Source organism: Pseudaminobacter soli (ex Li et al. 2025), assembly GCF_003012705.1.
Taxonomy (GTDB): domain Bacteria; phylum Pseudomonadota; class Alphaproteobacteria; order Rhizobiales; family Rhizobiaceae; genus Pseudaminobacter; species Pseudaminobacter soli.
The window spans coordinates 89,576-114,893 of the sequence record NZ_PXYL01000011.1; the positions used below are offsets into that span (position 1 = coordinate 89,576).

General features: G+C 64.3%; 28 protein-coding genes. 12 read left to right on the forward strand and 16 right to left on the reverse strand.

Annotation, left to right across the window (positions count from 1 at the left end; all coding sequences use genetic code 11):
• From C7I85_RS20245 to C7I85_RS20255, 3 genes are read left to right on the forward strand one after another with little or no spacing between them, the layout of a single operon-like run.
• A complete protein-coding gene (locus C7I85_RS20245) occupies positions 1-552 on the forward strand; it encodes a flavoprotein (RefSeq protein WP_106725834.1) in 552 nt (183 codons plus the stop codon).
• Entirely contained in the window at positions 545-1,948 is a 1,404-nt protein-coding gene (locus tag C7I85_RS20250) for a DUF6513 domain-containing protein (protein ID WP_106725835.1), read from the forward strand. Before C7I85_RS20245 ends, C7I85_RS20250 begins: the two co-directional genes overlap by 8 nt.
• Complete coding sequence (locus tag C7I85_RS20255; RefSeq protein WP_106725836.1) at positions 1,948-2,568, forward strand: DUF447 domain-containing protein; 621 nt, start codon at positions 1,948-1,950, stop codon at positions 2,566-2,568. The genes C7I85_RS20250 and C7I85_RS20255 overlap by 1 nt, the downstream gene beginning before the upstream one ends.
• A 62-nt stretch (positions 2,569-2,630) precedes the next feature.
• Here the strand turns inward: C7I85_RS20255 and C7I85_RS20260 are convergent, their stop codons facing one another.
• A complete protein-coding gene (locus C7I85_RS20260) occupies positions 2,631-3,671 on the reverse strand; it encodes a hydantoinase/oxoprolinase family protein (protein WP_106725837.1) in 1,041 nt (346 codons plus the stop codon).
• Positions 3,672-3,708: 37 nt separating this feature from the next.
• Here C7I85_RS20260 and C7I85_RS20265 point away from each other — a divergent pair, with 37 nt between their 5' ends.
• Positions 3,709-4,413, forward strand: coding sequence for a HisA/HisF-related TIM barrel protein (locus C7I85_RS20265; protein ID WP_106725838.1), 705 nt, complete (start codon positions 3,709-3,711; stop codon positions 4,411-4,413).
• Between the two features lie 218 nt (positions 4,414-4,631).
• Here the strand turns inward: C7I85_RS20265 and fae are convergent, their stop codons facing one another.
• The 7 genes from fae to C7I85_RS20300 form a co-directional block, all read right to left on the reverse strand.
• The gene (fae, locus tag C7I85_RS20270; protein WP_106725839.1) at positions 4,632-5,141 is read right to left on the reverse strand and encodes a formaldehyde-activating enzyme; all 510 of its coding nucleotides are present in this window, start codon (positions 5,139-5,141) and stop codon (positions 4,632-4,634) included.
• 156 nt (positions 5,142-5,297) lie between these two features.
• A complete protein-coding gene (locus C7I85_RS20275; protein ID WP_106725840.1) occupies positions 5,298-6,152 on the reverse strand; it encodes a triphosphoribosyl-dephospho-CoA synthase in 855 nt (284 codons plus the stop codon).
• A gap of 2 nt (positions 6,153-6,154) precedes the next feature.
• Complete coding sequence (locus C7I85_RS20280) at positions 6,155-7,078, reverse strand: ATP-grasp domain-containing protein (RefSeq protein ID WP_106725841.1); 924 nt, start codon at positions 7,076-7,078, stop codon at positions 6,155-6,157.
• A 15-nt stretch (positions 7,079-7,093) separates the two neighbouring features.
• Positions 7,094-8,050 carry a methenyltetrahydromethanopterin cyclohydrolase gene (mch, locus tag C7I85_RS20285; protein WP_106725842.1) on the reverse strand — a complete coding sequence of 319 codons (957 nt, stop codon included), beginning with the start codon at positions 8,048-8,050 and terminating at the stop codon, positions 7,094-7,096.
• The gene (locus C7I85_RS20290; protein WP_181257234.1) at positions 8,047-9,180 is read right to left on the reverse strand and encodes an ATP-grasp domain-containing protein; all 1,134 of its coding nucleotides are present in this window, start codon (positions 9,178-9,180) and stop codon (positions 8,047-8,049) included. Before C7I85_RS20290 ends, mch begins: the two co-directional genes overlap by 4 nt.
• A complete protein-coding gene (locus C7I85_RS20295) occupies positions 9,158-10,054 on the reverse strand; it encodes an NAD(P)-dependent methylenetetrahydromethanopterin dehydrogenase (protein WP_106725843.1) in 897 nt (298 codons plus the stop codon). Before C7I85_RS20295 ends, C7I85_RS20290 begins: the two co-directional genes overlap by 23 nt.
• A 42-nt stretch (positions 10,055-10,096) precedes the next feature.
• On the reverse strand, positions 10,097-11,059 hold the full coding sequence (locus C7I85_RS20300; RefSeq protein WP_106725844.1) for a beta-ribofuranosylaminobenzene 5'-phosphate synthase family protein: 963 nt from the start codon (positions 11,057-11,059) through the stop codon (positions 10,097-10,099).
• 157 nt (positions 11,060-11,216) lie between these two features.
• On the opposite strand from C7I85_RS20300, the gene C7I85_RS20305 reads away from it, so the two are divergent.
• The 5 genes from C7I85_RS20305 to C7I85_RS20325 all read left to right on the forward strand — a co-directional run bounded on the left by C7I85_RS20305 (position 11,217) and on the right by C7I85_RS20325 (position 16,112).
• The gene (locus C7I85_RS20305; RefSeq protein ID WP_106725845.1) at positions 11,217-11,609 is read left to right on the forward strand and encodes a 4a-hydroxytetrahydrobiopterin dehydratase; all 393 of its coding nucleotides are present in this window, start codon (positions 11,217-11,219) and stop codon (positions 11,607-11,609) included.
• A 99-nt stretch (positions 11,610-11,708) separates the two neighbouring features.
• On the forward strand, positions 11,709-12,785 hold the full coding sequence (locus C7I85_RS20310; protein WP_106725846.1) for a tungsten formylmethanofuran dehydrogenase: 1,077 nt from the start codon (positions 11,709-11,711) through the stop codon (positions 12,783-12,785).
• Complete coding sequence (locus C7I85_RS20315; RefSeq protein ID WP_106725847.1) at positions 12,779-14,410, forward strand: formylmethanofuran dehydrogenase subunit A; 1,632 nt, start codon at positions 12,779-12,781, stop codon at positions 14,408-14,410. Before C7I85_RS20310 ends, C7I85_RS20315 begins: the two co-directional genes overlap by 7 nt.
• Positions 14,398-15,306, forward strand: a complete 909-nt coding sequence (fhcD, locus tag C7I85_RS20320) for a formylmethanofuran--tetrahydromethanopterin N-formyltransferase (protein ID WP_106725848.1) — start codon at positions 14,398-14,400, stop codon at positions 15,304-15,306. Before C7I85_RS20315 ends, fhcD begins: the two co-directional genes overlap by 13 nt.
• A complete protein-coding gene (locus tag C7I85_RS20325; protein ID WP_106725849.1) occupies positions 15,303-16,112 on the forward strand; it encodes a formylmethanofuran dehydrogenase subunit C in 810 nt (269 codons plus the stop codon). The genes fhcD and C7I85_RS20325 overlap by 4 nt, the downstream gene beginning before the upstream one ends.
• Positions 16,113-16,134: 22 nt before the next feature.
• On the opposite strand, the gene C7I85_RS20330 is transcribed toward C7I85_RS20325, so the two are convergent.
• Entirely contained in the window at positions 16,135-16,548 is a 414-nt protein-coding gene (locus C7I85_RS20330) for a MerR family transcriptional regulator (protein ID WP_106725850.1), read from the reverse strand.
• Between the two features lie 177 nt (positions 16,549-16,725).
• On the opposite strand from C7I85_RS20330, the gene C7I85_RS20335 reads away from it, so the two are divergent.
• The 3 genes from C7I85_RS20335 (at position 16,726) to C7I85_RS20345 (ending at position 20,982) form a co-directional block, all read left to right on the forward strand.
• Positions 16,726-19,113, forward strand: a complete 2,388-nt coding sequence (locus tag C7I85_RS20335; protein ID WP_106725851.1) for a heavy metal translocating P-type ATPase — start codon at positions 16,726-16,728, stop codon at positions 19,111-19,113.
• Between the two features lie 153 nt (positions 19,114-19,266).
• Positions 19,267-20,250, forward strand: a complete 984-nt coding sequence (locus C7I85_RS20340) for a L,D-transpeptidase family protein (RefSeq protein WP_106725852.1) — start codon at positions 19,267-19,269, stop codon at positions 20,248-20,250.
• Between the two features lie 162 nt (positions 20,251-20,412).
• Positions 20,413-20,982: a L,D-transpeptidase gene (locus C7I85_RS20345; RefSeq protein WP_210203063.1), complete on the forward strand. Its 570-nt coding sequence runs from the start codon at positions 20,413-20,415 to the stop codon at positions 20,980-20,982.
• Between the two features lie 145 nt (positions 20,983-21,127).
• On the opposite strand, the gene C7I85_RS20350 is transcribed toward C7I85_RS20345, so the two are convergent.
• From C7I85_RS20350 to C7I85_RS20380, 7 genes are all read right to left on the reverse strand, one after another.
• Positions 21,128-21,472: a BA14K family protein gene (locus tag C7I85_RS20350; protein WP_181257235.1), complete on the reverse strand. Its 345-nt coding sequence runs from the start codon at positions 21,470-21,472 to the stop codon at positions 21,128-21,130.
• 194 nt (positions 21,473-21,666) lie between these two features.
• On the reverse strand, positions 21,667-22,089 hold the full coding sequence (locus tag C7I85_RS20355; RefSeq protein WP_106725854.1) for a BA14K family protein: 423 nt from the start codon (positions 22,087-22,089) through the stop codon (positions 21,667-21,669).
• Between the two features lie 201 nt (positions 22,090-22,290).
• Positions 22,291-22,710, reverse strand: a complete 420-nt coding sequence (locus C7I85_RS20360; RefSeq protein WP_106725855.1) for a BA14K family protein — start codon at positions 22,708-22,710, stop codon at positions 22,291-22,293.
• Positions 22,711-22,917: 207 nt separating this feature from the next.
• Entirely contained in the window at positions 22,918-23,391 is a 474-nt protein-coding gene (locus tag C7I85_RS31685; protein ID WP_245445020.1) for a BA14K family protein, read from the reverse strand.
• A 204-nt stretch (positions 23,392-23,595) separates the two neighbouring features.
• Positions 23,596-24,024 carry a BA14K family protein gene (locus C7I85_RS20370; RefSeq protein ID WP_106725856.1) on the reverse strand — a complete coding sequence of 143 codons (429 nt, stop codon included), beginning with the start codon at positions 24,022-24,024 and terminating at the stop codon, positions 23,596-23,598.
• A 310-nt stretch (positions 24,025-24,334) separates the two neighbouring features.
• Positions 24,335-24,547, reverse strand: a complete 213-nt coding sequence (locus tag C7I85_RS20375) for a cold-shock protein (protein ID WP_056105658.1) — start codon at positions 24,545-24,547, stop codon at positions 24,335-24,337.
• 450 nt (positions 24,548-24,997) lie between these two features.
• Positions 24,998-25,210 (reverse strand): cold-shock protein, encoded by a 213-nt coding sequence (locus tag C7I85_RS20380; protein WP_106725857.1) that lies wholly within the window; start codon positions 25,208-25,210, stop codon positions 24,998-25,000.
• Positions 25,211-25,318 lie beyond the last annotated feature (108 nt).

Consider the following 25,318-nt stretch of genomic DNA (forward strand, 5'->3'; position numbering starts at 1 on the left):
ATGGCAAAACTGCATACGCCGCGCTGGGCCTGGGTGCTGACCGGCTCCGGCCATTTTTTCACGGAGAGCTTTGCCCTTATCCATCAGCTCGAACATTGCGATATCTTCGTTACGAAGGCCGCCGAGGAAGTGCTGCGCATGTACAAGCTGAAGCTCGATTTTCCGAAGACGATGCGGGTAATCCACGACAAGACGGCGAGCTCCATCCCCGTCGGCGGCTTTTATCACGGCGTCTACCACACGGTGGTGATCGCGCCGGCCACCTCGAACACGGTGGCCAAATGCGTGCTCGGCATTTCCGACACCATCGCCACTAACGTCTACGCGCAGGCGGGCAAGTGCCGCGTGCCGTCGATCGTCTTTGCCTGCGACACCGCGCCGGAACTGGAGACCATGGCGCCGCATGGCATGGTGAAGGTCTATCCACGCCCAATCGATCTCGAGCACACCGAGCGGCTGAAGGGGTTCCATTACACCACGGTGGTGGAATCGCTCGCCGATCTGGAGGCTGCGGTGGCCGCGCGCCGGGCCGAACTGGAAAGCCATGGCTGAGCGACTTGTCTTCCTCACCGGACACCTTGCCCGGGTGCGCCTGGAAAAGGTTCTGTCCGGCCTGGGCGAGACGGAATTTGCCTGGGAGATCATCGATATCGGGGTGAAGGTAGCGGCGCTGATGACCGAAGAGATCGTCAAGCGCCGGTTGAAGCTGCCGGAGGGGGCGGATCGCGTCATCCTACCCGGCCGCTATCGCGGCGAGCTTGACCGACTGACGCGGCATTTTAACGTGCCCTTCGTACGTGGCCCCGACGAGGTGGCCGACCTACCAGGCTTTCTCGGCCGCGCCGGCCAGTCGCCGGACCTTTCGCGGCACGACATGCGCATCTTCGCCGAAATCGTTGATGCGCCGATGCTTCCAATTGCCGGGCTGCTGGCGCGGGCGCGGGTTCTGGCGGACGCTGGCGCTGACGTGATCGACCTTGGCTGCCTGCCGGAAACGCCGTTCCCGCTGCTTGGCGAGGCTGTGCGCGCGCTGAAGACCGAGGGTCTCGCCGTCAGCGTCGACTCGGCCAGCGCCGAGGAACTGCGGATCGGCGCAGAAGCCGGCGCGGACTTTCTGCTCAGCCTCAATGAGGAGACGCTGCCGCTCGCGTTCGATTATCCGGCCGTGCCGGTGCTGATCCCGTCCATTCCGGGCGATCTGGACTCACTTGGCCGCGCGATCGAGATGGCTGAGCGCAAGGGCATAAAGTTCATCGCCGACCCGGTGCTCGACCCGATCCATTTTGGCTTTGCCGCATCGCTCGGCCGCTTCATCGAGGCGCGGCGGCGCTGGCCGCATGTCGAACTTCTAATGGGCACCGGCAACCTCACTGAACTGACGGACGCCGACAGCTCCGGCGTCACCGCCATGCTGGCCGGGCTGTGCTCGGAGCTTGGCGTACGCAATGTGCTGACGGTGCATGTCAGCCCGCACACGGTGCGCACGGTGGAGGAACACGACATCGCCCGGCGCGTCATGTTCGCCGCGCGCGCCGACGGGGCGCTGCCGCGCGACTATCACCCGGGTCTGCTGCAGGTGCACGACCGCAAGCCCTATGCGTCGAGCCTCGAAGACATCGCGGCCCTTGCCGCCGATGTGCGCGACGCCAATTTCCGCATCATGACTGCCGAAGACGGCGTCCACATTTTCAACAGCAAGGGCCACGCGGTGGCGTCGGATGCGTTTGCGCTGTTTCCGGGGCTTGGTGTTGAAAATGATGGCGCGCATGCCTTCTATCTCGGCGCGGAGCTGATGAAGGCCGAAATCGCTTGGCGGCTTGGCAAGCGCTATGCGCAGGACGAGCCGCTGGCATGGGGCGTGGCGGCGCCCGAACCCGAAGCCGACCGCACGCGGCTGGCCGAAGCCGGCCACACGCTGCGAGCGAAGGGCAGAAAGGAGGGAGAGTGATGCCCTATATCCGCGAAACGATCCTCACCACGGTGGACAAAAACGGCAATGTGCACATCGCTCCGCTGGGCATCATCGCCGAGGAGGACGGCTGGATCATCGCTCCGTTCCGCCCCTCGGCCACGCTCGACAATCTGGCGGAAGTGCCCTTCGCCATCGCCAACTATACCGACGACACCCGCATCTTCGCCGGCTGCCTGACCGGCCGCAAGGACTGGCCGACCGCGCCGGTGGCAAATTGCCCGGTGCCGAGGCTGGAAGCGGCGCTGGCGCATTCGGTGCTGGAGGTGGTGCATGTCGATGACGACGGCGTGCGCCCGCGCCATTTCTGCCGGGTGGTGGCCGAGGAAACGCACGCGCCCTTCACTGGCTTCAACCGCGCCAAGGCGGCGGTGTTGGAACTGGCCATTCTCGTCAGCCGGCTCGGCATGTTGCCGCGCGAGAAGATCGAGGCCGAGATCACCTATCTCACCATCGCCATCGAAAAAACCGCCGGCCCTGACGAAAGAGAAGCCTGGGGTTGGCTGATGGAGAAGGTGACCGATCACTTCGCGGCGCAGGACACGAGGGGGCGGGATGTGCATGCGCGGCCTGAGGGGCCACTTCCTCCCGAGAGCTGATGTTTTGAGTCCGGTGGCGACTCCAAGCTCTTGGCAAATCTGATCTTTCGGATCAGCGGCCCTCAGGCCAAATCCTGTGCCAAAAGCGCCAATGCCGCTGCCGGGGCGGCGCTGCTTGCCTCGCTGCGAGCCTCGTCGATTGCGGCGATGAGGTCGGCGAAATCGATGAAAGGCCGCTCCATGCGCTCGGCCAGCTGCCTGACCTGCCAGCGGCCGATACCCGCGCCGACGATCGGCGCATCGCGATCCCCCGCCAGCTTCGATGCCACGCGGAAAGCCGCGTCGTGCACGGTGCGTAGCTGCTGCTCGCTGAACCAGGAAGCGATGTCGCGCCATTCCGGCAAGGCGAGGTCGGAGGCGTCGCGGCCGACCATGCGCGCCATACGCACGAAGGAGGCCTCGACCGTCTTGGCCTGGCCGTCGGCGGCTGGTTGCTTGTCGTCGTTTTCGTCGAGCACGCCAAGGATGCGGTGCACATCGGCCATCGAGGCGAAGTATTCGTTCATCAGCGGTGACAACGCACCCCGGACGGGTGCTGCGCTTGCGATGCCGATCAGCGCGCTGCGGGTGAAGCCGGTATAGACGAGCTCGGCGGTGGCAAGGCGTCCGGCATCGTTGTAGCCGTCACTTTCGATCACGCCATTGCGCGTGACAATAATATCGGTCGTGGTCGAGCCCATGTCGACGAACAGGGCGGTGCCGAGCTGTCTTGCAATGAACGCCGCGCTCGCATGCCAGTTGGCCGAGGCAATGTCGGCAGCCAGTGCCGTTGCCCGCTCGGGCGCAACGAAGCCGGAGCGGCCAGCATAAATCAGCGACTTGCCCGGAAAATGCTGGGCGATGATGTCGAGCAGCGAAGCGATGCCCGCCTCGCGCGAGGGGAATATGTCGGACAACTCGCCCGTCATGGTGAAGACGTTGAGGCGGCTGCCGGCAAACAGCGGGGCGGCTTGTCGCGCGGCGTAGGTCAGCCGGTCGAGGCCGAGCCAGATGGGCGTTGCCAGCGTCAGCGCCTCGACGATGCGGCCGTCCTCCGCGCGGGCGATCTTCAGATGCGCACCGCCAATGTCGCAGCCGACTATGATGTTCTTTTCTTTGCTCACGCTTCACGCTTTCATAGGGCCGAACCGAGGGTTGCAGATGCGTATCATTCCCGTGCTCGATCTGAAAGGCGGCCAGGTGGTCAGGGCCGAACAGGGCCGGCGCGACCGCTACAAGCCGATCGTCACGCCGCTCAGCGCAAGCGCCGATATCGTGGCTGTGGCCGAGGGCTTGCGCGGCGTTCACCCCTTCTCGACCTTCTACATCGCTGATCTCGATGCGATCGAAGGCCGGGTGCCGAACGCGGAAGCGCTGGGGCGCCTGACTGCGGCGATCCCCGGCACGCTGGAACTTTGGGTCGACGCCGGCCTCGCTGATGTGGTCGATTTTGCAGCTGCGCTCCCGACGCCTGCTTTATGCCCGGTGCTCGGCTCGGAATCGCAGAAGGATGCGGGCGTGCTACGGCAATTTCACGAGCATCCTAATCTCATCCTCTCGCTCGATTTTTTTGCCGACGGTTTTCGTGGTCCAAGCGAACTTCTCCACGACACCGACCTCTGGCCGAACCGCGTGATCGTGATGACGCTGGCCAAAGTCGGCGCCGCCGCCGGTCCCGATTTCTCGCGGCTGCGCGAGATCAAGGCCAGGTCCGGGGAGCGCGAGGTGATTGCCGCCGGCGGCGTGCGCCATGAAGCGGATCTGCGCGAACTCGCGGCGCTTGGCATCTCGGCCGCGCTTGTGGCGACATCGCTGCATGATGGGACGTTGACCGGGGCGCAGATCGCTAAGCTGGCGACGGCTTGAACATCGCTCCCATCAGTACACGCGCAAGGACAGGATCGGCGCACACCCATCCGGCCCACCCGCGCGCCTCGCGGGCAGACGCATTTGGCCGACCACCTCCGAAGAGCTCGCCGGGAACTCTCCGGATGTCGGCGTCAGAACCCCAGCATCTTCATCAACCGGCGCCACAGACCATCCGGCTCGGCAGAGGGTTTTACCTGGGCGGGGCTGTCTCTTGTCTATGAAGCTCCGAAGGGGTGCTTGACCGAATCGCGCTGCGCGGTCGCCTCGGCCGCCGTTGGCGTGCCTGCGATGGCGCGCTGGATGGCCTCCTTCACAGCCTGATAGTTGAACTGCTGAATCTTGGCGTCGTCGCTGGCTTCCCAGTGAATGAACACGCCCACGCAGATGAAGACGTCGTCGGCTTCCTCGGCAGGAATGATGCCTTCGGCGACGCTGTCCTGCACTGCCTTCGCCACGGCGAACTGGGCGGGGCCGAACATCTGCAGCGCCTGCTTGGCGCCCTTGATCGTGACCTTGTTGAAGAGGACGGTATTGGGTTTGCAGGGAAGGTTGGGCGTAAGCACCGCCAGCAGCGTGGTGAAGCCTTCCTTGTTGTTGGTCAGCGCGTGACAGAACGCCGTTTCGACCGGGCTGCCTCTCGGGCCGATGAGCAAATCGACGTGGGCCACCTCGTTGCCGTCGCCGACAAGCGATTCGCCGACCATCACTTTATTGATCTTTGCCATGCCAATTCTCCTCCAAGACACAATTGTGGTGCCCATAGATGCCGCTTTCGAGCGGGCGTCCAATGGACAGCTATCCTTGTTGGCAGCGTCCGGAAACCCCGGACCGGTTGGCTAGATAGCCGCGAAAGCACTGCTTCCGCTGCGGAAATTCAAGCATCAACCCAGCGCCCGCGCAAGGCGCACTCCCAGATTGTGGACTAAAAGACAAGCCACCGTTAAGTCGGCCGAGGTACCCGGGTTTATACCTTGTGCCTTCAACCGCGCGTCGAAGTCCATCAGCACCACCACACGCTGCTCGTCGTTTTGCGCGAGGGCGAATTCGGCGCGAACGGAACGCGCCTCGTCGCGCACTTGCTCCGCCTCTTCGAGATCGAACTTGCGCTGCACATGGCTGTCGGGAAAGGCGGTCAGAAACTCCAGATAGGCATGCACGGCAGGCCACATGCCGGTTTCGCCCCGTTCGATTGCGGCTTCCAGCGCGGGAAGCCCGAGGTCGAAAATGTCGGCAAAGCCGGTGACATATTGCCGGGCGATGCGGTCGCGGTCTGCCGCTTCTCCCATCGCCTCCAGCAGGCCCACGGTGGGCGCTTCGCGGACGTCATGCTCGGATGCCGAGCCAAGGCCGCCCGGCGAGGCACGCACGATGGCTTCGAAGACGGCTGCGGTGTCGTCGAGATCGATTTTCTGAAGCACCCGGTTCAGATTCTCGCACAAGTTCGCGCCATCCATGGCCGCTGCCGCTGCAAGCGGTCCGCAAAGCAGGATGATGCCGAGATTGGTGTTGGTGTCGACGGCGGCGCGCGTGGCGCGAACGGCTTCGAGAATGCGCCGGCCGAGCGGCAGCGACGGGTCCGTCAGCGGCGCGGCGGAAACTTTTGCGCTGGTGAGGAACTCCTGCACCGTCATGCGGTGGCCGTCAGCAAACAGGTGAACATTGCCGGGCTTCAGCGCCTCGACCTCCTGCCGGCAGGCGTCCTCATAGGCTGCCCGGATGGTTTCTCTGCTCGCCATGGTCAAGACACCGCGCTTGCAGGGAGGGGCATGGCCGGTTTCTCGGCGCGGGCATCGAGGAAACCGAGCAGGGCTTCGGCAATGGCGTCGGCGATGTCGATCTCCACCACGGACTGGAGGCCCGACCAGGCGGGCATGCTGTTGACCTCAAGGACGAAGGGCCGGCCATCGGCGTCGGGCAGGATGTCCACGCCGGCAAAATCGGCGCCCACTGCTTTGGCAGCGGCCAGCGCCAGCCTTTCCAGCTCGCTGTCGTGCGAGACAAGCCCTTCGGGCGTAGCGCCGCGGTTAATGTTGGTGATCCAGTCGTCGCCACGCCGCGCCATCATAGCCAGCACTTTGCCGGCGCAGACGAAGACGCGGTAGTCGCGGAAGGGCGGGCCGGCGCGCTTTATGTAGCGCTGAAGGTAATAGACGCCATTGATCTCTTCCTCGGCCGGCAGATCCTCGACGCCGTTGATGAGCCTGATGCCGCGCCCCTGCGCGCCAAAGAGCGGTTTCAGCACTAGCGGGCCAGCCTCGCGTGCCACGACGGCCTCCGCCGCCTCCCGGCCTTCCACCGCGAAAGTGGCTGGGGTGGGCAGCCCGGCCAGCTGAAGAACAAAAGTGGTCATCGACTTGTCGACGCAGCGTTCTATGGCTTGCGCCGAGTTCCACACCGGTACGCCGAGTGCCCGAAGCGCGTGCAGCACGCCGAGCCTGCGGGTGATGGCTTCGAACGATCCGGCCGCGACCGAGCGCACCAGCACCGCCTCGGGCAGGTCGCCGCCGTCAAAGCCCGGTATGGCAAGACCGGACGGGCTGCCGGTGTCGAAGCCGATTTCCGAGAGGGCGGCGGTGATCGTGTCGCAGCCGCGCCTTTGGAGCGCCGCCGCAAGCCCCCTCGAGCGGTTGCCGACGATATCGTTGACGACCAGGACCTTCACGCGCAGCCCTTTTTTTCAACCAAGACATCTCTCCAGCATGACGAGGTCGCGCCGCCCGGCGCGGAACGTGTCGCCGGTATCGATTGCCGTAACGAGGATCTCGGCCGGGCTGAACAGCAGCGGATCGATGGCGTAGAAATCGCCCTTGAAGTGCTTGAATATCTCGGCGAACGGGCGACCGTGGTCGCGCGAGGTGCCGCTGGGGATTTTTTCAGCCAGTTCGCGCGCGTCCTCGGCCGAGCCGCGCACGAAAAGCTGCGCCACGCCGCCATAGATGATCGCGTCGTTGGTGCGGCCCATCGCGGTCAGGAAATCCGGATGCGGAGCAGGCACGGGCGCGGTGGCCGCACCGTCGACGATATTGTCGAGCGGGAACTTCAAGTCGTTGGCCTTGTGCAGTACGACTTCCAGAACGCGGCTGACGATCTGCACCGCGCCGGCGAGGCTCTGCGTCGGCGCGTAGATGAAGGTGAGGTTTTCAGGTGCGATGCCGGTTGCCTTCGATACCCTTTCCACCACGGCCGGCGGCGGCGGGTTTGCCGTTTCCAGAATGACGGCCGTCCTGTCGGCTTTCTCGCGATAAGTCAGCGTCTGAAACAGCGGCTCGACGCAGGCCAGCGCGCGTACCGGGCCCGAGCCCATGGCGAAATAGTCGCCGCTCGACAGGTTCCAGCCGGCATATTGCGCGGCAAGGCAGGCGATCACTGGCTGCGATGAACGCACCTCGACATTGAGCGGATATCTTTCGGCCGTGGCGCTCATGACGAGCGAGACGGTGCCAAGCCCGCCCATGGCAGCTTCGGCCATGCGCAGGCCGGCTTCGATGCTGCCGAGCGTTTTTGCGCCGGCGTCGATCAATCGTTCGCCGAGCGGGCCGGTGGAAACCGACACGCGCAGGCGTTCGGCGTCGTCGACCATGCTCTGGGCGATGCGAGCGGCATTTTCGTTGAGGAAGGCTGAACCTTCTTTCATGGCTGGGCACCTCCTGCCCATTGGCGTTGCAGTTCCCGTGCGCGGGCATTCAATGCCTGCCGGGTGGCGCGGATGTTGGCGCCGCGCGCAAAGATGGTGCAGACCGGATCGCCCGCCTGAAGTGCTGTGCCGGCCGATTGCCGGTCGGCGGCCCAGTCGGGCCAGTCGATCTCGGGAAAACACTCCAGCGGCCGGTCGGTATAGGCGATCACCGAAGCCATGCAATCGGAAAAGGCCGGCAGCCGGAACGGATGCCCGCGCGAGGCGCAAAGATGAGCCTCGATCAGCGGCGCCTCTTCAGTGTCGAAGATGTCGAGCGTGGCGCCGGGCCGCGGGTTGATTTCGAGCAGGTGATAGCCCTGCGCATTGCGGATCAGGTCGGCGCTGCACAGGCCGACGAGATTGCAGCGGCGGGTCAATGCCGAGAGCCAGCCGCCAATCATCTCGGCATCCCTGCGGTCGAAGCGGCTGAGCCGCACCGCGCCGCCATAGCGATAGGGCGCGTTGGCTGCGGGCGATGCGAATTGCCGGCTGAAGCCGACGATGCGCGCCTCCCCGCCATCGCCGATGAACAGGACTGAGACGCTTCTGCCCTCGACAAAGCGCTGGAAGTAACGGCCGGGCGCGGCGGCATCGCCATTGGCGCGGCTGATATGCGTGCCGCCGGCGCCGCCGTCGCGCTTCACCAGCCAGTTTTGCGGATCGCCCGGCCGTTCACGCCGGATTTCCGGGTGGGGGACACCGAGTTCCGTGCAATCTGCGGCGAAGCGCTCGGGATCCTTGATGCGGCGGATTGCGTCGCCGCGGCATCCGGCCAGCGGAAAGTGCCGGGCAAGCGTGTCGATGAGTTCGGGCCGGCGCTCGAAGCCAGAGCCGCAGACTAGTGCCAGCGGTTCCTCGCCTATGGAAAGCTCGCTCAGCGTGCCGACGATGCGATCCGGGTCGATGCCGTTGTGCAGGTCGCCGGGAAGTATCGCCGTGCGTTCGGCCAGCGCACGCGTGTCGTCGTCGCAAAAGAAGTCGGCGACAAGCGCGCGATAGCCGGCGTGGCGCGCGGCGGCCGCCAGCGCGCGGCCGGAAATCGCCGCGATCAGAACGGCCTTCGAGTTACTTTGCGATCTCGCGCGCAAGGGAAAATGCGTCCTGGAAATCGAGTGCCACCGGCTTTTCGGCGCCGATCATCTTCTGGAACAGCCCGAATTCGGTCTTGTACTTCACATTGCCGATGGCGAGCGGACCGATACCGACAGCCTTTGTCGCTTCGATCGGGTCGCCATTGGCGTTGACCGCCAGCCCCTCGATGCCGGCGGGCGGCACCGCATTGACGTCGGCAACGATCAGCAGATCCTGCGCCTGCGAAAGCTGGTCGCGCGACAAAACCTGGACGCCGGCCTTGGCGGCGGAAAGAACCACCTGGCTGGCGTGGACCGCTGCCTTTTTCTTGTCGTCGGTCGATCCGTCGACGGGCCAGGCATCGACATCGAAGCGGCGCTTGATGTCGGCGGCAATCTTGGTCACGCGCTCGACGCCGTCATAGCCGACAAGCGTCACCTCCGCGCCTTCCTTGGCCGCGATGACGGCCGTGCAGTAGCCCACCACGCCGGTTGCGCCGAACACGGCGATGCGCGTGCCGTCGAGCGTGCGCTCGAACTTGCTGCGCAGCAGCTTTTCCGTCTTGGCGACCATGGCGGCGGCAGTGGTGAAGGAGCCGGCCGGATCGGCGAAGACCGAGACCTTGAAGGGCGGCAGCATTGCCTTCCTGGCGGCGGCGAACATGTCGAGCGCGAGCGCCGCATCCTTGCCGGCGATGAAGATGCCCGTATTGATGCCGGCGTCGGGCGGCCGCGAGAAGATCGCGTCCTGGACTAGGCCGGTGATCTCGGCAAGGCCGACCTCCTCATAGGGCACAACCACGTCGTAACCGGCGTCGACCGCCATGTTGACGTCGAAGGGGCTCATGTGCCGAAGCGGCGTGAGCATATGCAGGATGTGTTTGCGGGCCATGATCTTTTGTTCCCTGGCTTTAATGCTATGCCTGCGAAACGGTCAGGAGCCGACGAGGTCCAGCGCGGTCACGCCGATCTCGGCGCCCGAATTTCGGCCGCGCACAATCCGGACCTCGACGCCCTGCGGCATGGCGCCGGCGGCGCGCACGATGCTTTCGGCCTCCTTTGCCGGAACGAAGGCAAAGCCGGTCGGCCCCCATGAGCTCTGTCCGATGCCCACGGCGCCGGCAGCCGCGAGGCGATGCGCGATCGCTTCCACGCGCTTGCTGGTGAAGACGCCGCCTTGTGCCGGCGCGAAATAGGCGCCGATCGTTGCCTGGATCGCGGCGATGGCCGCGCCGAATGCCGGCAGGTCGTGTTCGACCAGCGCCGGCATCACACCCATCAGCACATGGCGGCAGATTTCGCCGGCACTCGTCGCGCGGAAGGGCGGCAGGTCGCGAAACGCGTCGATTTCGTCGGTCCCATGAATGCCGTTCTGGCTGTTGTCCAGGATCAGGATCACGCGCCAATCATCGGGGAAGGGCAGGCGGGCGATCACCGGGGGCTGACGGCCGCTGTCGTCCTTGCCGGCGTCGATGATGACGCCGCCGCTTTCGAAACTGGCGATGCCTATGCCCGAACGCTCGCCCCGCCCGAGCAGGATGGCGTCGGCGGCGGTGTCGAGCGGCAGCTTGTGCAGGGTGCGCAGCGCGGCGGCGATCGCGATTGCGATCTGCGTGCCGGAACCCAGTCCCGCGTGAGGCGGTATCGCACGCTCCACCACCAGCCGGTGCGCGGCGCGGATTCCGAGATGGCGGGACAGGTGTTGAAGATGTTCTTCAGCGCGGGCGGCGTCCGGGCCCTCGGCGCTGTTTTCAAGGGCGCGCGACAGCGTCACCACCGTTTCCGGCTCGCTCAGCGGCAGGCCGATGCTGCCGAAACGGCGCGCGGCATCGCCGCTCAGGTCGAGAAACCCGAGATGCAGCCTTGCCGGCACTTTTATGGTCACGGAATTAGACATCTGCCCCCTTGTGGGTGCATCATACATGCATCACAGAAGTTTAGGTGCCCGCACTCATGATAGCGGCTTTCGCCTTCGGAGCAAGCGGGACGAAAGGTTACAAAGGCATTTCCGGACAGGCCGGGCCTTTGGGACCTTGGGGGCGGTGGAGGCGACCATGAACGATGAAAAGCAGGCTGCTGCAAAGGAACGCGTCTATTCCGAGGCTGAGATCGTCGAGCGGCTCCAGAAGGAACTGCCGAAGTGGTACTACGAGAATGGGTGGATCAGGCGCAAATACAAGACCCATAGCTGGAAATCCACGCTGATGGTGATCAATACGATCGGTCATCTGGCCGAAGCCGCCTGGCATCACCCCGACCTTGCGGCCTCCTATGCCTGGGTCGAGGTGAAGCTGACGAACCACGCGGCCAAGGGCGTCACCGACAAGGATTTCGAGCTCGCAAAGAAGATCGAGTCTGTGGTGCATTGGCAGCCGGCCAAGGAAGGCGGCGCGCTCGAAGGCACCCCGGGCACCGACCAGCGCTTCGCCTACATCAAATACGATTGACGCGGGCGCACGGTCCTTCGATAGTCTGAATCGGGCGGGGTTTCCGCCCGAAGCAGTTTCGTCTACAGTCAAACCGGGCACCAGAAAGTTTGCGAGAGCATGACGGTTGCATGGATCGGCGACCGGGGCGTGCCTTTGGCTGATGCGGCAAAACACGCCGCCGAGCTTCTGGTAACCAGTCTCTGTCCCGTCCTCAGTCTCGATACGGATGTGCACGGCACGCGCGCCGCGATCGCGCTTGCGCGCCGCGTCGGCGCTGCCTACGACCAACTCGACGGCGAGGCAGTGGCGCGAGAGACCGCGCAATATACCGACAAGGGCGGCATGTTCATCGCGCCGGGCGAGGTGCGGCGGCGCGCCGATGTCGTCGTGATCGCGGGCGAACTGCCGGCGGTCCACTACGACCTGATCGCCGAACTTGCGAACACCGCGCCCGACCTCGACGGGGGAACGGGCAAGCGGCAATTTTTCCTGATCGGGACGGACACGCCGGCCCCCGGCAACGTCAAGGCTATGCGACTTTCCTGCGACGGCGGGGTCGAAGCGACGCTGGCGGCGCTGCGGGCGCGATTGGCCGGACGCAAGACCGCGCGGGAAGTTACTCATTTCAACGGCTTTGCCAAAGCCCTGGCCGAGGCGCGTTTTCCGGTCTTCACCTTCTGCGGCCAGTCCCTGGGGCTGCTCGGGCTCGAGATGGTGCAGGGACTGATCTCCGACATCAACCGCAAGCAGCGCGCCTCGGCGCTGCATTTGGCGGCAAGCGACAATGGATGGGGCAGCACGCAGGCGTCCGCCTGGACGAGCGGCTTTCCGTTGCGCACGGGCCTCGCACGCGGCTACGCTGAGTTCGACCCCTGGCGCTTCGACGTTGCGCGAATGATCGCCGACGGCGAGGCTGACTTGCACCTGATGGTGGCCTGTGATGCAGCGCAGGTGCCTGCCCTTAAGGGGCTCTCCCTGATCGCGCTCGCCAAGACCGACAAGCCTGTCGCGGGCGCGGTCGTCACCATCGCCATCGGAGAGCCGGGCGTTGACCACGACGCCGTGGTTTATTCCAGCCGCGTCGGCACGCTGGCGGCCATCGAAGCGAAAGCGCCAAGCGAACTGCCATCGGCGGCGGCCGTGCTACGCCAGATCACTGAGCACTTGCCGCATGAAGAGGCGCTGCCATGTTGACCAGGATCGCCGGCGGCGAAATCGTCGATCCCGTCAATGGCCGCGTCGGCAAGGGCGATCTCTGGATCGAGGACGAGACGATCGTCGCGGCACCCTCCGGCCGGCAGCCCGACGTAACTCTCGATGCCGCCGGCTGTATCGTGATGGCCGGCGCCATCGACATCCACTCCCATATCGGCGGCGGCAATGTGAACACGGCGCGGCTGCTGCTGCCCGAGCAGCACAAGGCGCATGCGCCACGCCCGGCCGGCACGCCACTTTCCAACGTCGGCTGGACGACGTTCGACACCGGCCGTCTCTATGCGCAGATGGGGTTCACCACGGTGGTCGAGCCTGCCATGTCGCCGGGGGCTGCGCTGCACACCCATCTCGAGCTTGCCGACATTCCGATCATCGACAAGGCGACGCTGGCGATCCTCGGCAACGACGATTTTCTGCTCTCGATGGTCCGCGACAAGGCCTCGCCGGTCATGATCGAGGACTATGTCGCCTGGACCGTGGCGTCGAGCCGCGCCCTTGGCGTGAAAGTCATCAACGCGGGGGCCGCTGCAGCCTTCAAGGACAATGTACGCAGCTTCTCCTTCGACGACGTCGTGCCGTTCTATGGCACAAGCTCGCGCAGCATCGTCAAGACGCTGCAGGCCGCGGTCGGGGCGCTCGGCATTCCGCATCCGCTGCATGTCCACTGCAATAATCTCGGCATTCCCGGCGCGCCGGACACGGCCGCCGAGACCATGGCTGCGGCGGAAGGCCTGCCGCTGCATCTGGCGCATCTGCAGTTCTATGGCTACGGCGCCGAGGGCAAGCGCGGCTTCTCCTCCGAGGCCGCGCGGCTTGCCGCACTGGTCAATTCGACGCCGGAGATCACCATCGATGTCGGGCAGGTGATGTTCGGCCAGACGGTGACCATTTCGTCCGACGTACTGCGGCAGTTTTCGGCGCGGGGCACCGCCAATCCAAGAAAATCGGTCATCTACGACGGCGATGCCGATGGCGGCGGTATCGTGCCGCACAACTATCGCGACGACTATTACGGCTCGCTGCAATGGGCGATCGGGCTGGAGCTGTTCCTGCTGATCGAGGACCCGTGGCGGGTGTTCTTCACCACCGACCATCCCAACGGCGCGCCTTTCACGACCTATCCTGAAATCTTCGAACTGCTGATGAGCCGCGAGGCGCGTGCGAAGGCGATGGAGGGGCTGTCGAAGCGGGCGCTAGGGCTTTCGACGCTGCCTGATCTGACCCGCGAATACACTTTTGAGGAAATCGCGATCATGACGCGGGCCGCGCCCGCCAAGCTGCTCGGCCTCAAGGATCGCGGGCACCTGGGGGCAGGGGCGCTGGCCGATGTCGCGGTCTATCGCAAGGGCAACGACATTGCGCAGATGTTCCGCTCGGCCGCCTTGGTGCTGAAGAACGGCGAGTTGGTAGTCGAGGACGGCATCGCCAAAAACTATCGCTGGGGCAAGACGCTGCGGCTGAAGCCGACGCCGGACAAGGCAATGGTGAAGCGGCTGGAGGCCTACCACCAGGAGCGCTACGGCCTGTCGCTGAACTGGTTCGACTTCCCCGATTCAGCCATCCCGCGCGAGCAACCTTTCGGCGAGGTGTCATGCAACGCTTGACGGTCAACGGCGTCGCCATCGACGACACTTTTGCCGAGGCCTTCGGCATGCGCGCCACCGCCATCATCATCACCGCGCCTAACCGCAAATGGGCGCGGCAGGCGGCAATCACCATGACCGGCTTTGCCACCTCGGTGATCGGCTGCGGCTGCGAGGCGGCGATCGACGTGGAACTGCCGGCTTCGCAGACGCCGGATGGGCGGCCGGGCTGCCGGGTGATGATCTTCGCCGTCAGCACCGACGAATTGCAGAAGCAGCTGCAGAACCGGCTCGGCCAATGCGTGCTGACCTCGCCGGGCAGCGCCTGCTTCGCCGGGCTGAAGGGCACGGCCGATCTCAAGCTGGGTGCTGCGCTGCGCTATTTCGGCGATGGCTGGCAGGTGTCCAAAAAGTTCGGCGGCAAGCATTTCTGGCGCGTGCCGGTGATGGATGGCGAGTTTTTCTGCGAGGCCACCACGGGGCTTACCAAAGAGGCCGTCGGCGGCGGCAATCTGCTCTTCATCGCCTCGTCCAGCGCCAAGGCGCTTGCCGCGGCGGAGGCCGCGGTCGAGGCGATCGAGAATGTGCCGGGCGCGATCATGCCGTTTCCGGGCGGAGTGGTGCGCTCGGGCTCCAAGATCGGCGGCAAATACAAGGGCATGATCGCCTCGGCCAACGACGCCTTCGCGCCAACGCTGCGCGGCGTGGTGAAGAGCGAACTCGGTCCCGACGACAATGCCGTTCTGGAAATCGTCATCGATGGCGAGACGAGCGATGCGGTGGCGGCGGCCATGAAGGCCGGCATCGGCGCGGTCACGGCGCTTGGCCCCGAAAAGGGCGCGTCGCGCATCAGCGCCGGCAATTATGGCGGCAAGCTCGGCAAGTTCCACTACCATCTGAAGGATTTGCTGCCGTGAAGCCGCTCACCTTCACCTTGCGTGAGACGCCGCCGGAACGGCTCGACCTGTCTCCGCTGACGCCGCAGGCGCTGGCGGGTCTGTCGGCCAAGGAAATTGGGCAAATAAGGCTCGGCATGTCGAAGCGCGGGCTGACGGTCGGCGATCTGTTCCGGGTCTCTGGCAGCGACGCGAAGAACGTTGTTTTCGAGGGCGGCAGCTCCCGTTTCGACGGTATGGGCACCGGGATGACCGAAGGCAGCATCCGCGTTGCCGGCGATGTCGGCGCGCAGGCGGGCCGAAAAATGCGCGGCGGGCAGCTTCTGGTCGAGGGAAGCGCTGGACCGCATGCCGGCTCCTGCATGCGCGGCGGCCGGCTCGAAATTCTTGGCGACGCCGGCGACCATCTCGGCGGACCGTTGGCGGGCGAGCTCGCCGGCATGAATGGCGGGGTGCTCATCGTGCGCGGCAGCGCCGGCGCCTATGCGGCCGACCGGATGCGGCGCGGCGTGGCGGCCGTGCTGAAAGGCTGCGGCGACTACGCCGGCGCGCGGATGATCGCCGGCACGCTCGTTGTCACAGGCGGGGTGGGGCGCCTGCCGGGCTATCTGATGCGGCGCGGCTCGATCCTGCTCGACCGCATGCCGGAGGAGCTATCGCCAAGTTTCGTCGAATGCGGCGCGCCCGACAGCGTCTTTGCCGCCGTCTTCGATCGCTACCTGGTGGCGGAGGGGATACTCAGGCGTTCCCTGTTGGGTGCCGCGCCGGGCAAGTTCGGCGGCGACAATGCCGTCGCCGGGACGGGGGAGATTTTGTTCCGGCGATAAGGCAACGGCTTCGGTGGAAGCCTCAATGCTCGTGTTCGCAAAGCTCGTGATTAGCGAGCGCGCGGATGACGTAGCAATCCTTCACCTGGTCGCCATGGCAGTGGGTGGCGATGCGCTCCAGTTCGCTTTCCAGCCGCTTCAGCTTCTCGATCTTGGCGCGCACCGCCTGCAACTGCTCGCTCGCAATGCGGTCGGCGTCGGCGCAGGGGCGTTCGGGATGGGCGCTGAGGTCGATCAACTTGCGGATGGCCTCGATGGTCAGGCCAAGGTCACGGGCATGACGGATGAAGGACAGGCGGTCCTGTTCCTCGCGCGTATAGCGGCGCTGGTTGCCTTCCGAACGCTCGGCGGCGTCCATAAGCCCCATCTGCTCGTAATAGCGGATGGTCGGGATTTTCACGCCTGTCTGCCGCGACAGCTCGCCGATGGTCAGCATCTTTGACTCCCTGAAAAGCTCCAGTCTCTAGAGATATGAGGTTGGCAGGCGGTTGCGTCAAGAAGGAGGTCGCTTCCGTACGCCGCCAAAGCCCCTGCGGAAAAATAATCAAAAAAGGCTCTTGTAGCTCTAGTTGCTAGAGGTGTTACGCCGGTCTGGTACGAACAGGAGCAAGCCATGTCCGTCCGGAAAGACGCCGAAATCATCAAGCTCGATGCCGCCTGCTGCGGCCACGACCATGCCGAGAAGTCGGCAAGGGCGCAGCCTGAGCACGATCACGAGGCGCACGGGCACAAGCATGACCACGATCATTCGCACAAACATGGCCACGCCTGCTGCGGCCACGATCATTCTCATGACCACGATGCACTGAATGCCGATATCACCGCAGCGCCGGTGGTTTCGGGGCGAAGCTTCCGGGTGTTCGGATTGGACTGCGCAGAGGAAGTGGCGACGCTCAAGTCGGCCGTCGGGCCGGTGGTCGGCGGCGCCGCGCACCTGGCTTTCGACGTTTTGAACGGCCGCATGACCGTTCTCGCCAGCGCGGGATCGATCCAGAGCGGTACGATCATGTCGGCCATTGCCGCCACCGGCATGCGGGCCGAGCCATGGCAGGAAGGCGCACCGCCGGCCAAGGATTCGCGGCTGGCCGAGCAAAAACTGTTCACCGCGCTGAGCGGCCTGTTCCTGATTGCCGGCTTTGTCATCCATGTCATGACCTCGCCGGGGCAATCCTTCCTCGAGATCATGGGTTTTCACCACCCGGAGGGCACGCCGCTCGCCGAGCAGGTGGCGCTGATCCTATCGGTGATCACTGGCGCGCGCTTCGTCGCGATCAAGGCCTGGTATGCGCTCAAGCGGATGTCGCCGGACATGAACCTGCTGATGATGGTGGCCGTGGCCGGCGCGCTGATCATCGGCGAATGGTTCGAGGCGGCCACCGTCGCCTTCCTGTTTGCCCTGTCGCTGATGCTGGAAAGCTGGAGCGTCGGCCGCGCGCGCAATGCCGTGTCCGCCTTGCTGGATCTGGCGCCGCCGCTGGTGCGGGTGAAGGATGCGAATGGCGAGCGCGAGGTGAAGGCGGCCGATGTGCCAGTCGGCGCCCGTTTCATCGTGCGCGGCGGAGACCGCATCGCGCTCGATGGCCGTATCGTTTCGGGCGCCAGCGCCGTCAACCAGGCACCGATCACCGGCGAGAGCATCCCTGTCAGCAAGGAGCCGGGCGACGAGGTGTTTGCCGGCACCATCAATGGCGAGGGGCTGCTGGAAGTCGAGTCGACCAAGCCGGCGACGGACACGGCACTCGCGCGCATCATCCGCATGGTTTCCGATGCGCATAGCCGCCGCGCGGCGGTGGAACAGTGGGTCGAGCGTTTTGCGCGCGTCTACACGCCTGCAGTGATGGTGCTGTCGCTGCTGGTGTTCGTCGTGCCGCCGTTGCTGTTCGGCGGCGAATGGCGGGCATGGTTCTACAATGCGCTGGTGCTGCTGGTCATTGCCTGTCCCTGTGCGCTGGTCATTTCCACGCCGGTGTCGATCGTCGCCGCGCTCGCCTCGGCCGCGCGCAATGGCGTGCTCATCAAGGGCGGCACCTTCATCGAGCTGCCCTCGAAGCTGAAGGCGCTGGCCATGGACAAGACCGGCACGCTGACCAAGGGCGAGCCGCAGGTGACGCATGTCATCCCGCTTTCGGGCCACGATGAGAAGGAATTGCTGCAACGCGCAGGGGCGCTCGAGGCGCGCAGCTCGCATCCGCTGGCAGACGCCATCATGCGCTACATGAAGGAGAAGGGCGTCGCGCCGATTGCGGCGGAAGACGTAAAACTGCTGCCCGGTCAGGGCGTGCAGGGCGTCTTCAACGGCAAGACCTATTGGCTGGGCTCCTGGCGCTATGCAGTCGCACGCGGGCAGGCAACCGATGCCGTCGCCGCGCGCATCGCTGAGTTGGAACAGGCCGGCGCAACCACGGTCGTCATCGGCAATGACGAGCACCTCTGCGGCATCGTCGCGCTGGCCGACACCATTCGGCCGGAGGCCAAGGCGATCCTGTCTGCGCTGCATGCCGAGGGTATCAAGGAAGTGGTGATGCTGACCGGCGACAACCGCACGGCCGCCGAAAGCGTGGCGCGGCAGGTTGGCATCGACACGGTCAGGGCCGAGCTTCTGCCCGAGCAGAAGGTGGCGGCCATCGACGAGCTGACCAAGCGCCATCCGATGGTTGCTATGATCGGCGACGGCGTTAACGACGCGCCAGCCATGGCCCGCGCCAATTTCGGCATCGCCATGGGGGCGATCGGCTCCGATGCGGCCATCGAGACGGCGGATATTGCGCTGATGACCGACGATCTCTCCAAGGTGCCGTGGCTGGTGCGCCATTCGCGCCGCGCCATGGGCGTCATCCGGCAGAACATCGTCTTCGCGCTCGGCGTCAAGGCGCTGTTCGTGGCGCTGACGGCCTTCGGCATCGCCACCATGTGGGGCGCGATAGCTGCGGATGTCGGCGCCTCGTTGCTGGTCGTCGGCAACGCCTTGCGCTTGCTGAGCGGCAAAACGCAAGGCGCCTGAGGGCAAGACTTCGTTAAGCATATGTGCCAACAATTGTCGCAGAACATGATTTGACGCCCGCAGTTCCGCCACAGATGGATGGCAGGGGATTCTCGGGTGAGGGCTTTCGGGGACGATCTGGATTTGAATCTGCTGCGTAGACTTGCTGTTCCTTTGGCTGCTCTGGCGCTTTCGACGGCGCTGGCTGGCTGCGTGACGAGTGTGCTCGATCCCAATGTGAAGGCGAGCCAGCCCATACCGGCCCAGCTGGTGAGCCAGATGATGGCCCGGCAAATGAAGCCGTCGGACCCGATCCTCGTGCGCATCTTCAAGGAAGAGAGCGAGCTGGAGATCTGGAAACGGACCGCCAGCGGCCGCTACGCTTTGCTGAAAGCCTATCCGATGTGCCGCTGGTCGGGCCAGCTCGGGCCCAAGAAGCGCAATGGCGACCGTCAGGCGCCCGAGGGCTTTTACCAGGTCACTGCCAAGATGCTGAATCCTGCATCGCAATATTACCTGTCCTTTGACATCGGCTTCCCGAACAAGCTGGAAAACGCGCTCGGATACACTGGAGAGTCGCTGATGGTGCACGGCGCCTGCTCGTCCTCGGGCTGCTATGCGATGACCGACGACGGCGTTTCGGAAATCTATGCTGTGGTGCGCGAGGCGCTTCGGGGCGGGCAGACCTCGTTCCAGGTGCAGGCCTTCCCGTTTCGCATGACGCCGCAGAACATGGCGCGGCATCGCGACGACCCGAACATGAAGTTCTGGAAGAACCTCAAGGAAGGCTACGACATTCTCGAGGTGAAGCGCCGGCCGCCCGTCGTTTCGGCTTGCGGCGGGCACTATGTGTTCGACGCGCAGTTCGCCAATGGCGAGCCGGAAAACCCGCTTGCCGCCTGTCCGCCGATGACGAATGCACCCGATCCGGAATTGGTCGCCAAGCGCGATGCCGATACCCGCGCCATGGAAGCGGCGGCAAACGGCACGCTGATCTCGGCGCATGCCTATTCGGACGGCGGCATGCATCCGAGCTTCCGGACCATGCTCGAGAAGAACGGCGCCAAGGAACTGGCAAAGAAGACGTCGCGCACCCGCGTGCCGATCAGCCGGCCCGACGCGGTCCTGCTCGCCGATCAGGCCGACCAGCAGAACTGACGTTCTTCAATCGGGTGGCTGTCCCAAAGGGCCGATCACATGCCATGGCTCATGGAATGGGCCTGCTCTTCGTCCTCTGGACGTGCCCGAAATGCGACCTAAACTTTTAAGGGTAACTGTCGGCATTTCAGGCATGTATTCCGTGTGCGAAGAGGGCAGTTCATGTTCACTCGCCGTTCGTTCATGCTGGGGCTGGTGACCGCTGTGGCGGTGCCCCGGGCCGCATTGGCAGCCAACACCCACCACAGACATTACTCCATCAACCCGAGGTTCTCGCCGCAACAGGTCGCCTATTCGCGCGAATATGCGCCGGGCACCGTGGTGATCGATCCGCGGCAGAGGTTCCTCTTCCTGGTCATCCGCCCCAGCATTGCACGCCGCTATGGGGTGGGAGTCGGCAGGGCTGGGCTCGAATGGTCCGGCCGTGCCGTGATCGGCCGCAAGGAACAGTGGCCGCATTGGCGGCCGACCGACGACATGATCGAGCGCAATCCGCGCAAATACGCCAGATATGCTGACGGCGTGGACGGTGGGCCGCACAACCCGCTCGGCGCGCGCGCTCTCTATCTTTACAGCAGCGAAGGCGAGGACACGCTCTATCGCATCCATGGCACCAACGAGCCGTGGACGATCGGCCACGCGGTGTCAAACGGCTGCATCCGCATGCTCAATGAGCATGTCGTGGATCTCTATGACCGCGTAAGGATTGGAACGCCGGTCGTCGTTCTCTGAAATCGCCTCTGGACGATCTGATTTTGTGGCCGCTCGCATGGCGGGCGGCCACCTTGGCGTTTGAGTTGAGGCTTTGCGAGAGGTGAGGCGAGAACGCCCTTTCGATGGGTCCCTCGATCATATGGTCGAGGGACCCATGCGCCGGTCAACGGCCGCAGAAATGCGGCTGACCAGTGGAGTCGATGAAGTACCCGGTATTGGCATTGAAGGTGTGATAGCGGTTCTGGCAGTAGTTGAACCATTCGGGCGACCAGGGCTGCAGTGCCGTCGTCACGTAGCCGGGGCCGTAGAGCGGCATGGTTGCCGCTGCTCCCGGAGCGTACAGCGGTGCAGTGCCGACATAGGCGCCGGAGGGCGGATACAACGGCTGCGTGGCGGTGTAGCCGGGGAACAGACCCCACCAGTTGGCATTTGCCGGTGGAGCGGATGCGGTCAGTGTGGTCGCAGCCAAAACTGCGGCGAGAGCGGTGGTCTTGAGAGGACTAATCATCACAATCTCCTTCTCGCAGACCCGCATCGGATGGCGGGTAAAGCATTAATGCTATGGGGAAAGAGATAAGGGGGTAGGGTCGGTCGGCAAGGAACTCGACTGACTTCGCGCCCAATTGTGAACGAGCGCGCAAACTTCTTGGTTGCTGCGGTTCCCCGCGCCTTGCGGGGAACCGTTGTTTGATTGTCCGGGGGTCAACGGCCGCAGAAATGTGGCTGGCCAGTGGAGTCGATGAAGTAGCCGGTACGGGGATTGAACGTGCGATAGCGGTTCTGGCAGTAATTCATCCATTCAGGCGACCACGCCACCAGCGCCGTCGTCACATAGCCGGGGCCGTAGAGCGGCATGGCTGCCACCGCACCCGGAGCGTACAGCGGTGCCGTGCCGACATAGGCGCCGGAGGGCGGGTATAAAGGCTGCACGCCGGCATAGGCGGGGGACGCGCCCCACCAGTTGTTGTGCCAGTTGGCCGCCCCTAGCAGCAAGGCGCCCGCGGCGACGCCTCCTACGATCCACCATGCTGCCGCAGGATTTGCTTCTGCCCGTGGGACAGATGCGGTCAGTGTGGTCGCAGCCAAAGCTGCGGCGAGAACAGTGGTCTTGAGAGGACTAATCATCACAATCTCCTTCTCGCAAACCCGCATTGAACGGCGGGTAAAGCTCTAATGCTATGGGGAAAGAGATAAGGGGGCAGTGTCGGACGGCAAGGAATTCAACCGGCTTTGGGCTCAATTGTGAACGACTACGCAAACGTTGCCGCTTGTTGTTTGCGATGGCTCCCCGCGTCTTGCGGGGAACCGTCGTTCAATTGTCCGGAGTCAACCGTGGCAGAAATGCCGCCGGCCATCCGCACCGATAAAGGTGCCGGTGCCGGGATCAAATGTCCGGTAGCGGCTCTCGCAGTAGGAGAGCCAACCAGCCGACCGGGGCTGGCTCGGCACGGTCGCGGCAGTGGCAGGAGCGTATAGCGGCGCCGTGCCGACATAGGTCACGCCATATGTGGGCGGCGTGCCTGCGTAAGCGGGAGCATAGAGGGGCTGGGTGCCGGAATATGCCGGTGCTGCGTAAGCTCCATGCCAGCGGGGATAGCTTAGCGCGCCGACCAGTAATGCGCCTGCCGCGACGCCGCCAACGATGGCCCAAGCCACGGCCGGGTTGGCGTTCGCCGTTTGCGCGGAGGTCAATGTGGTCGCGGCAACGGCCGCGGCGAGAACAGTGGTCTTGAGAGGACTCATCATCACAATCTCCTTCTCGCAAACCCGCTTATATTAGCGAGTCAAGATGTAAGGAGACAGGTAAGCAAGCTGGAGCGGACTGCAAGGAAATCGGCGTCCGCGGGGCGAATTGTGAATGGGCCTAAAACAACCTCCCGTTCATGGTCCCCCGCGCCTTGCGGGGAACCATGACAGACTGATCGTCGTCAAATCCGCGTTTGCTCGCGGAACTCACCTGCAGAAATGCAGCTGGCCGTCATGGCCGCCAAAGGTGCCTGTGCTCGCGTTGAACGTGCGATAGCGGTCATGACAATAGCGGTACCATTCCGCCGACCATGGCTGGGGTCCCATCGCTGGCCCGGGGGCGGTGATCCCATAGACGTGGGATGGAGCAGTGATCCCATAGGCAGGGGCCGGGGCCGGGGCAGGGGCTGGAGCGACAGGCGCCGGCGCGACCGGGGCCGGAGCGGCCATTCCGTAAGCATAGCCCGGCGCAGTCATTCCATAGGCCCAGGCCGGTGCGGTGATCCCATAGTTCGCCGCAACGTCGCCCGGGTTCACCGCCAGGCTGCCGTTCGGGAGCCTGTAGAGATCGTAGGAAGGGTAGACAGTAGTGAATTCATCGGCATTTGCCGACTGCGCGCAGACCAGCGAAGTCGCACATATGGCTGCGGCAAGGGCGGCGGTCTTGAGAGGGCTAATCATGACAATCTCCTTCTCGCAAACCCGCTTTGGGTGTGGGGGTAAGCTATAAGGAGAGACATAAGGGAGGGGCTTTGGACTACAAGGAATGCGGTACCCCTACCCGGAAAAGTGAACAGCGGTGCCGGTGTTTTTCCGCACCTCGGCCTACGGCAATTCCCCACACTTTGTCAGGGAATTGCCGGTGTTCATGGGCCTCAGGCGGGATTAGCTGGCGGTGCAGAAGTGCTGCAGGCCGTCATTGCCGGTAAAGGTGCCCGAACGCGAGTTGAACGAGCGGTAGCGGTTTTCGCAGTAGCGATACCATGCCGGCGACCAGGGCTCGAGAGAACCGCCGCGGACGTAGACCGGGGCAGGGCGCCGGACATAGCGATAGCTCGGCTCCTCATAGACGTAGTCCGGCTCGTAATAGGGATCGGCCGGCTCATAGTAGCGTGGCTCCGAGGCCGCATTTGCGGCACCTACGGCAAGGGCGCCGACCGCCAGTCCGAGAACGCCGGCCGCAACGATGTCGCCGGTGCGGTCGCGATGGCCGTAGTGACGCCAGCGCTCGCCGGCATTCGCGGCTGGCAGCGACGCCAGCGTGGTCGCAGCCACGGCGATGCCGAGAACGGTGGTCTTGAGAAAGCGGTTCATGATGGTCTCCTTCGCGTACCCGCCACTTCGGTTTAGATGCGGCCCAAGCGTTCGTCAGAGACATAATGTGCTCAGCCTGAACGCAGGCTGAACGGCTTCTTGCGGCTCAAATCGAGGCAGAGAAAGGCGGGAAGGAGGCGGAAAAAAGAATTCCGCTACCGCCTTCGACCGTCAGGTCGGGCGGCAAAATCGCCCCACGATCTGCAAACGCCGGCGCGGCTTTGCGTCGGGAGCTGCCGCCCATGTCGGGCGTATGGAAAATTGCGACAGGCGGCCTTCTGGCCGCCCATCGCAAAGGCTGTGAGCCAGATTAGCCCACCGTCAGATTAACTGCCTTGGGTCCCTTACCGCGCTTGTCCGGCTCGGTTTCGAAGGTCACTTTCTGCCCGTCTTCCAGTCCGGGTAGGCCAGAGGCCTGCACGGCCGAGATGTGAACGAAAACATCCTTGGCGCCATCATCCGGCGTAATGAAGCCGAAGCCTTTGGCATGGTTGAAGAATTTAACGGTGCCGGTCTGCGGCATGGGTAACTCCTTGTATTCCCCTCATAGTTCCATCACGGGCGGGATTCACCCGCTCCGGCTCGGTCGTTCACTTGGGGGGAGAAGAAATAGTTGTCGCGCCGGGGCATTGCCCTCTTGTTCGCGATGCAGCCAGGATACCTCGTGGTTCTCCTGGGGCAGGCCATTCCATTCTCCGGGCCCGCAAAACCCGAAGACTAAGTTTCTCCATATTTTGGCGGCAGGGGCAAGTAAAAGTTTTCGTGGAAGCCAAGCCGGCGAAGAAACCTGTCGGCAAAATTCTGCCTTTCGTAGCAGGAGGGCGGTTTCCAGCACTATCTTTCCTGCCTAACGATCCGACGAAAGCAAAAGGCGCAGCAAACGAATGCTACGCCCTTTGCATGATGTCGGTTCAGTCTCCCGGAACGTCACATAAACTTTTGTATGTCACGCCGGGCGAGAGGCACGCCTTTGTCAGGCGACGCGCAGGTTCACCGCCTTGGGGCCCTTGCCCATGCGGTCAGGCTCGACGTCGAAGGTGACCTTCTGGCCATCGACGAGGGTGCGTATGCCCGAGGCCTCGACAGCCGAGATGTGGACGAACACATCCTTGGCGCCGCCGTCGGGCGTGATGAAGCCGAAGCCTTTGGTGGCATTGAAAAACTTTACGGTTCCGCTCTGGGACACTGGGGAGAACTCCTTCACCCGTTCGTTGGTAGACCCTTGCCGTCCGTCTGGCGCCGGAGGGAAGGGGGCGTAGCTATTTGGCGGCCGTGCATTCGCGCACGGTTGGGC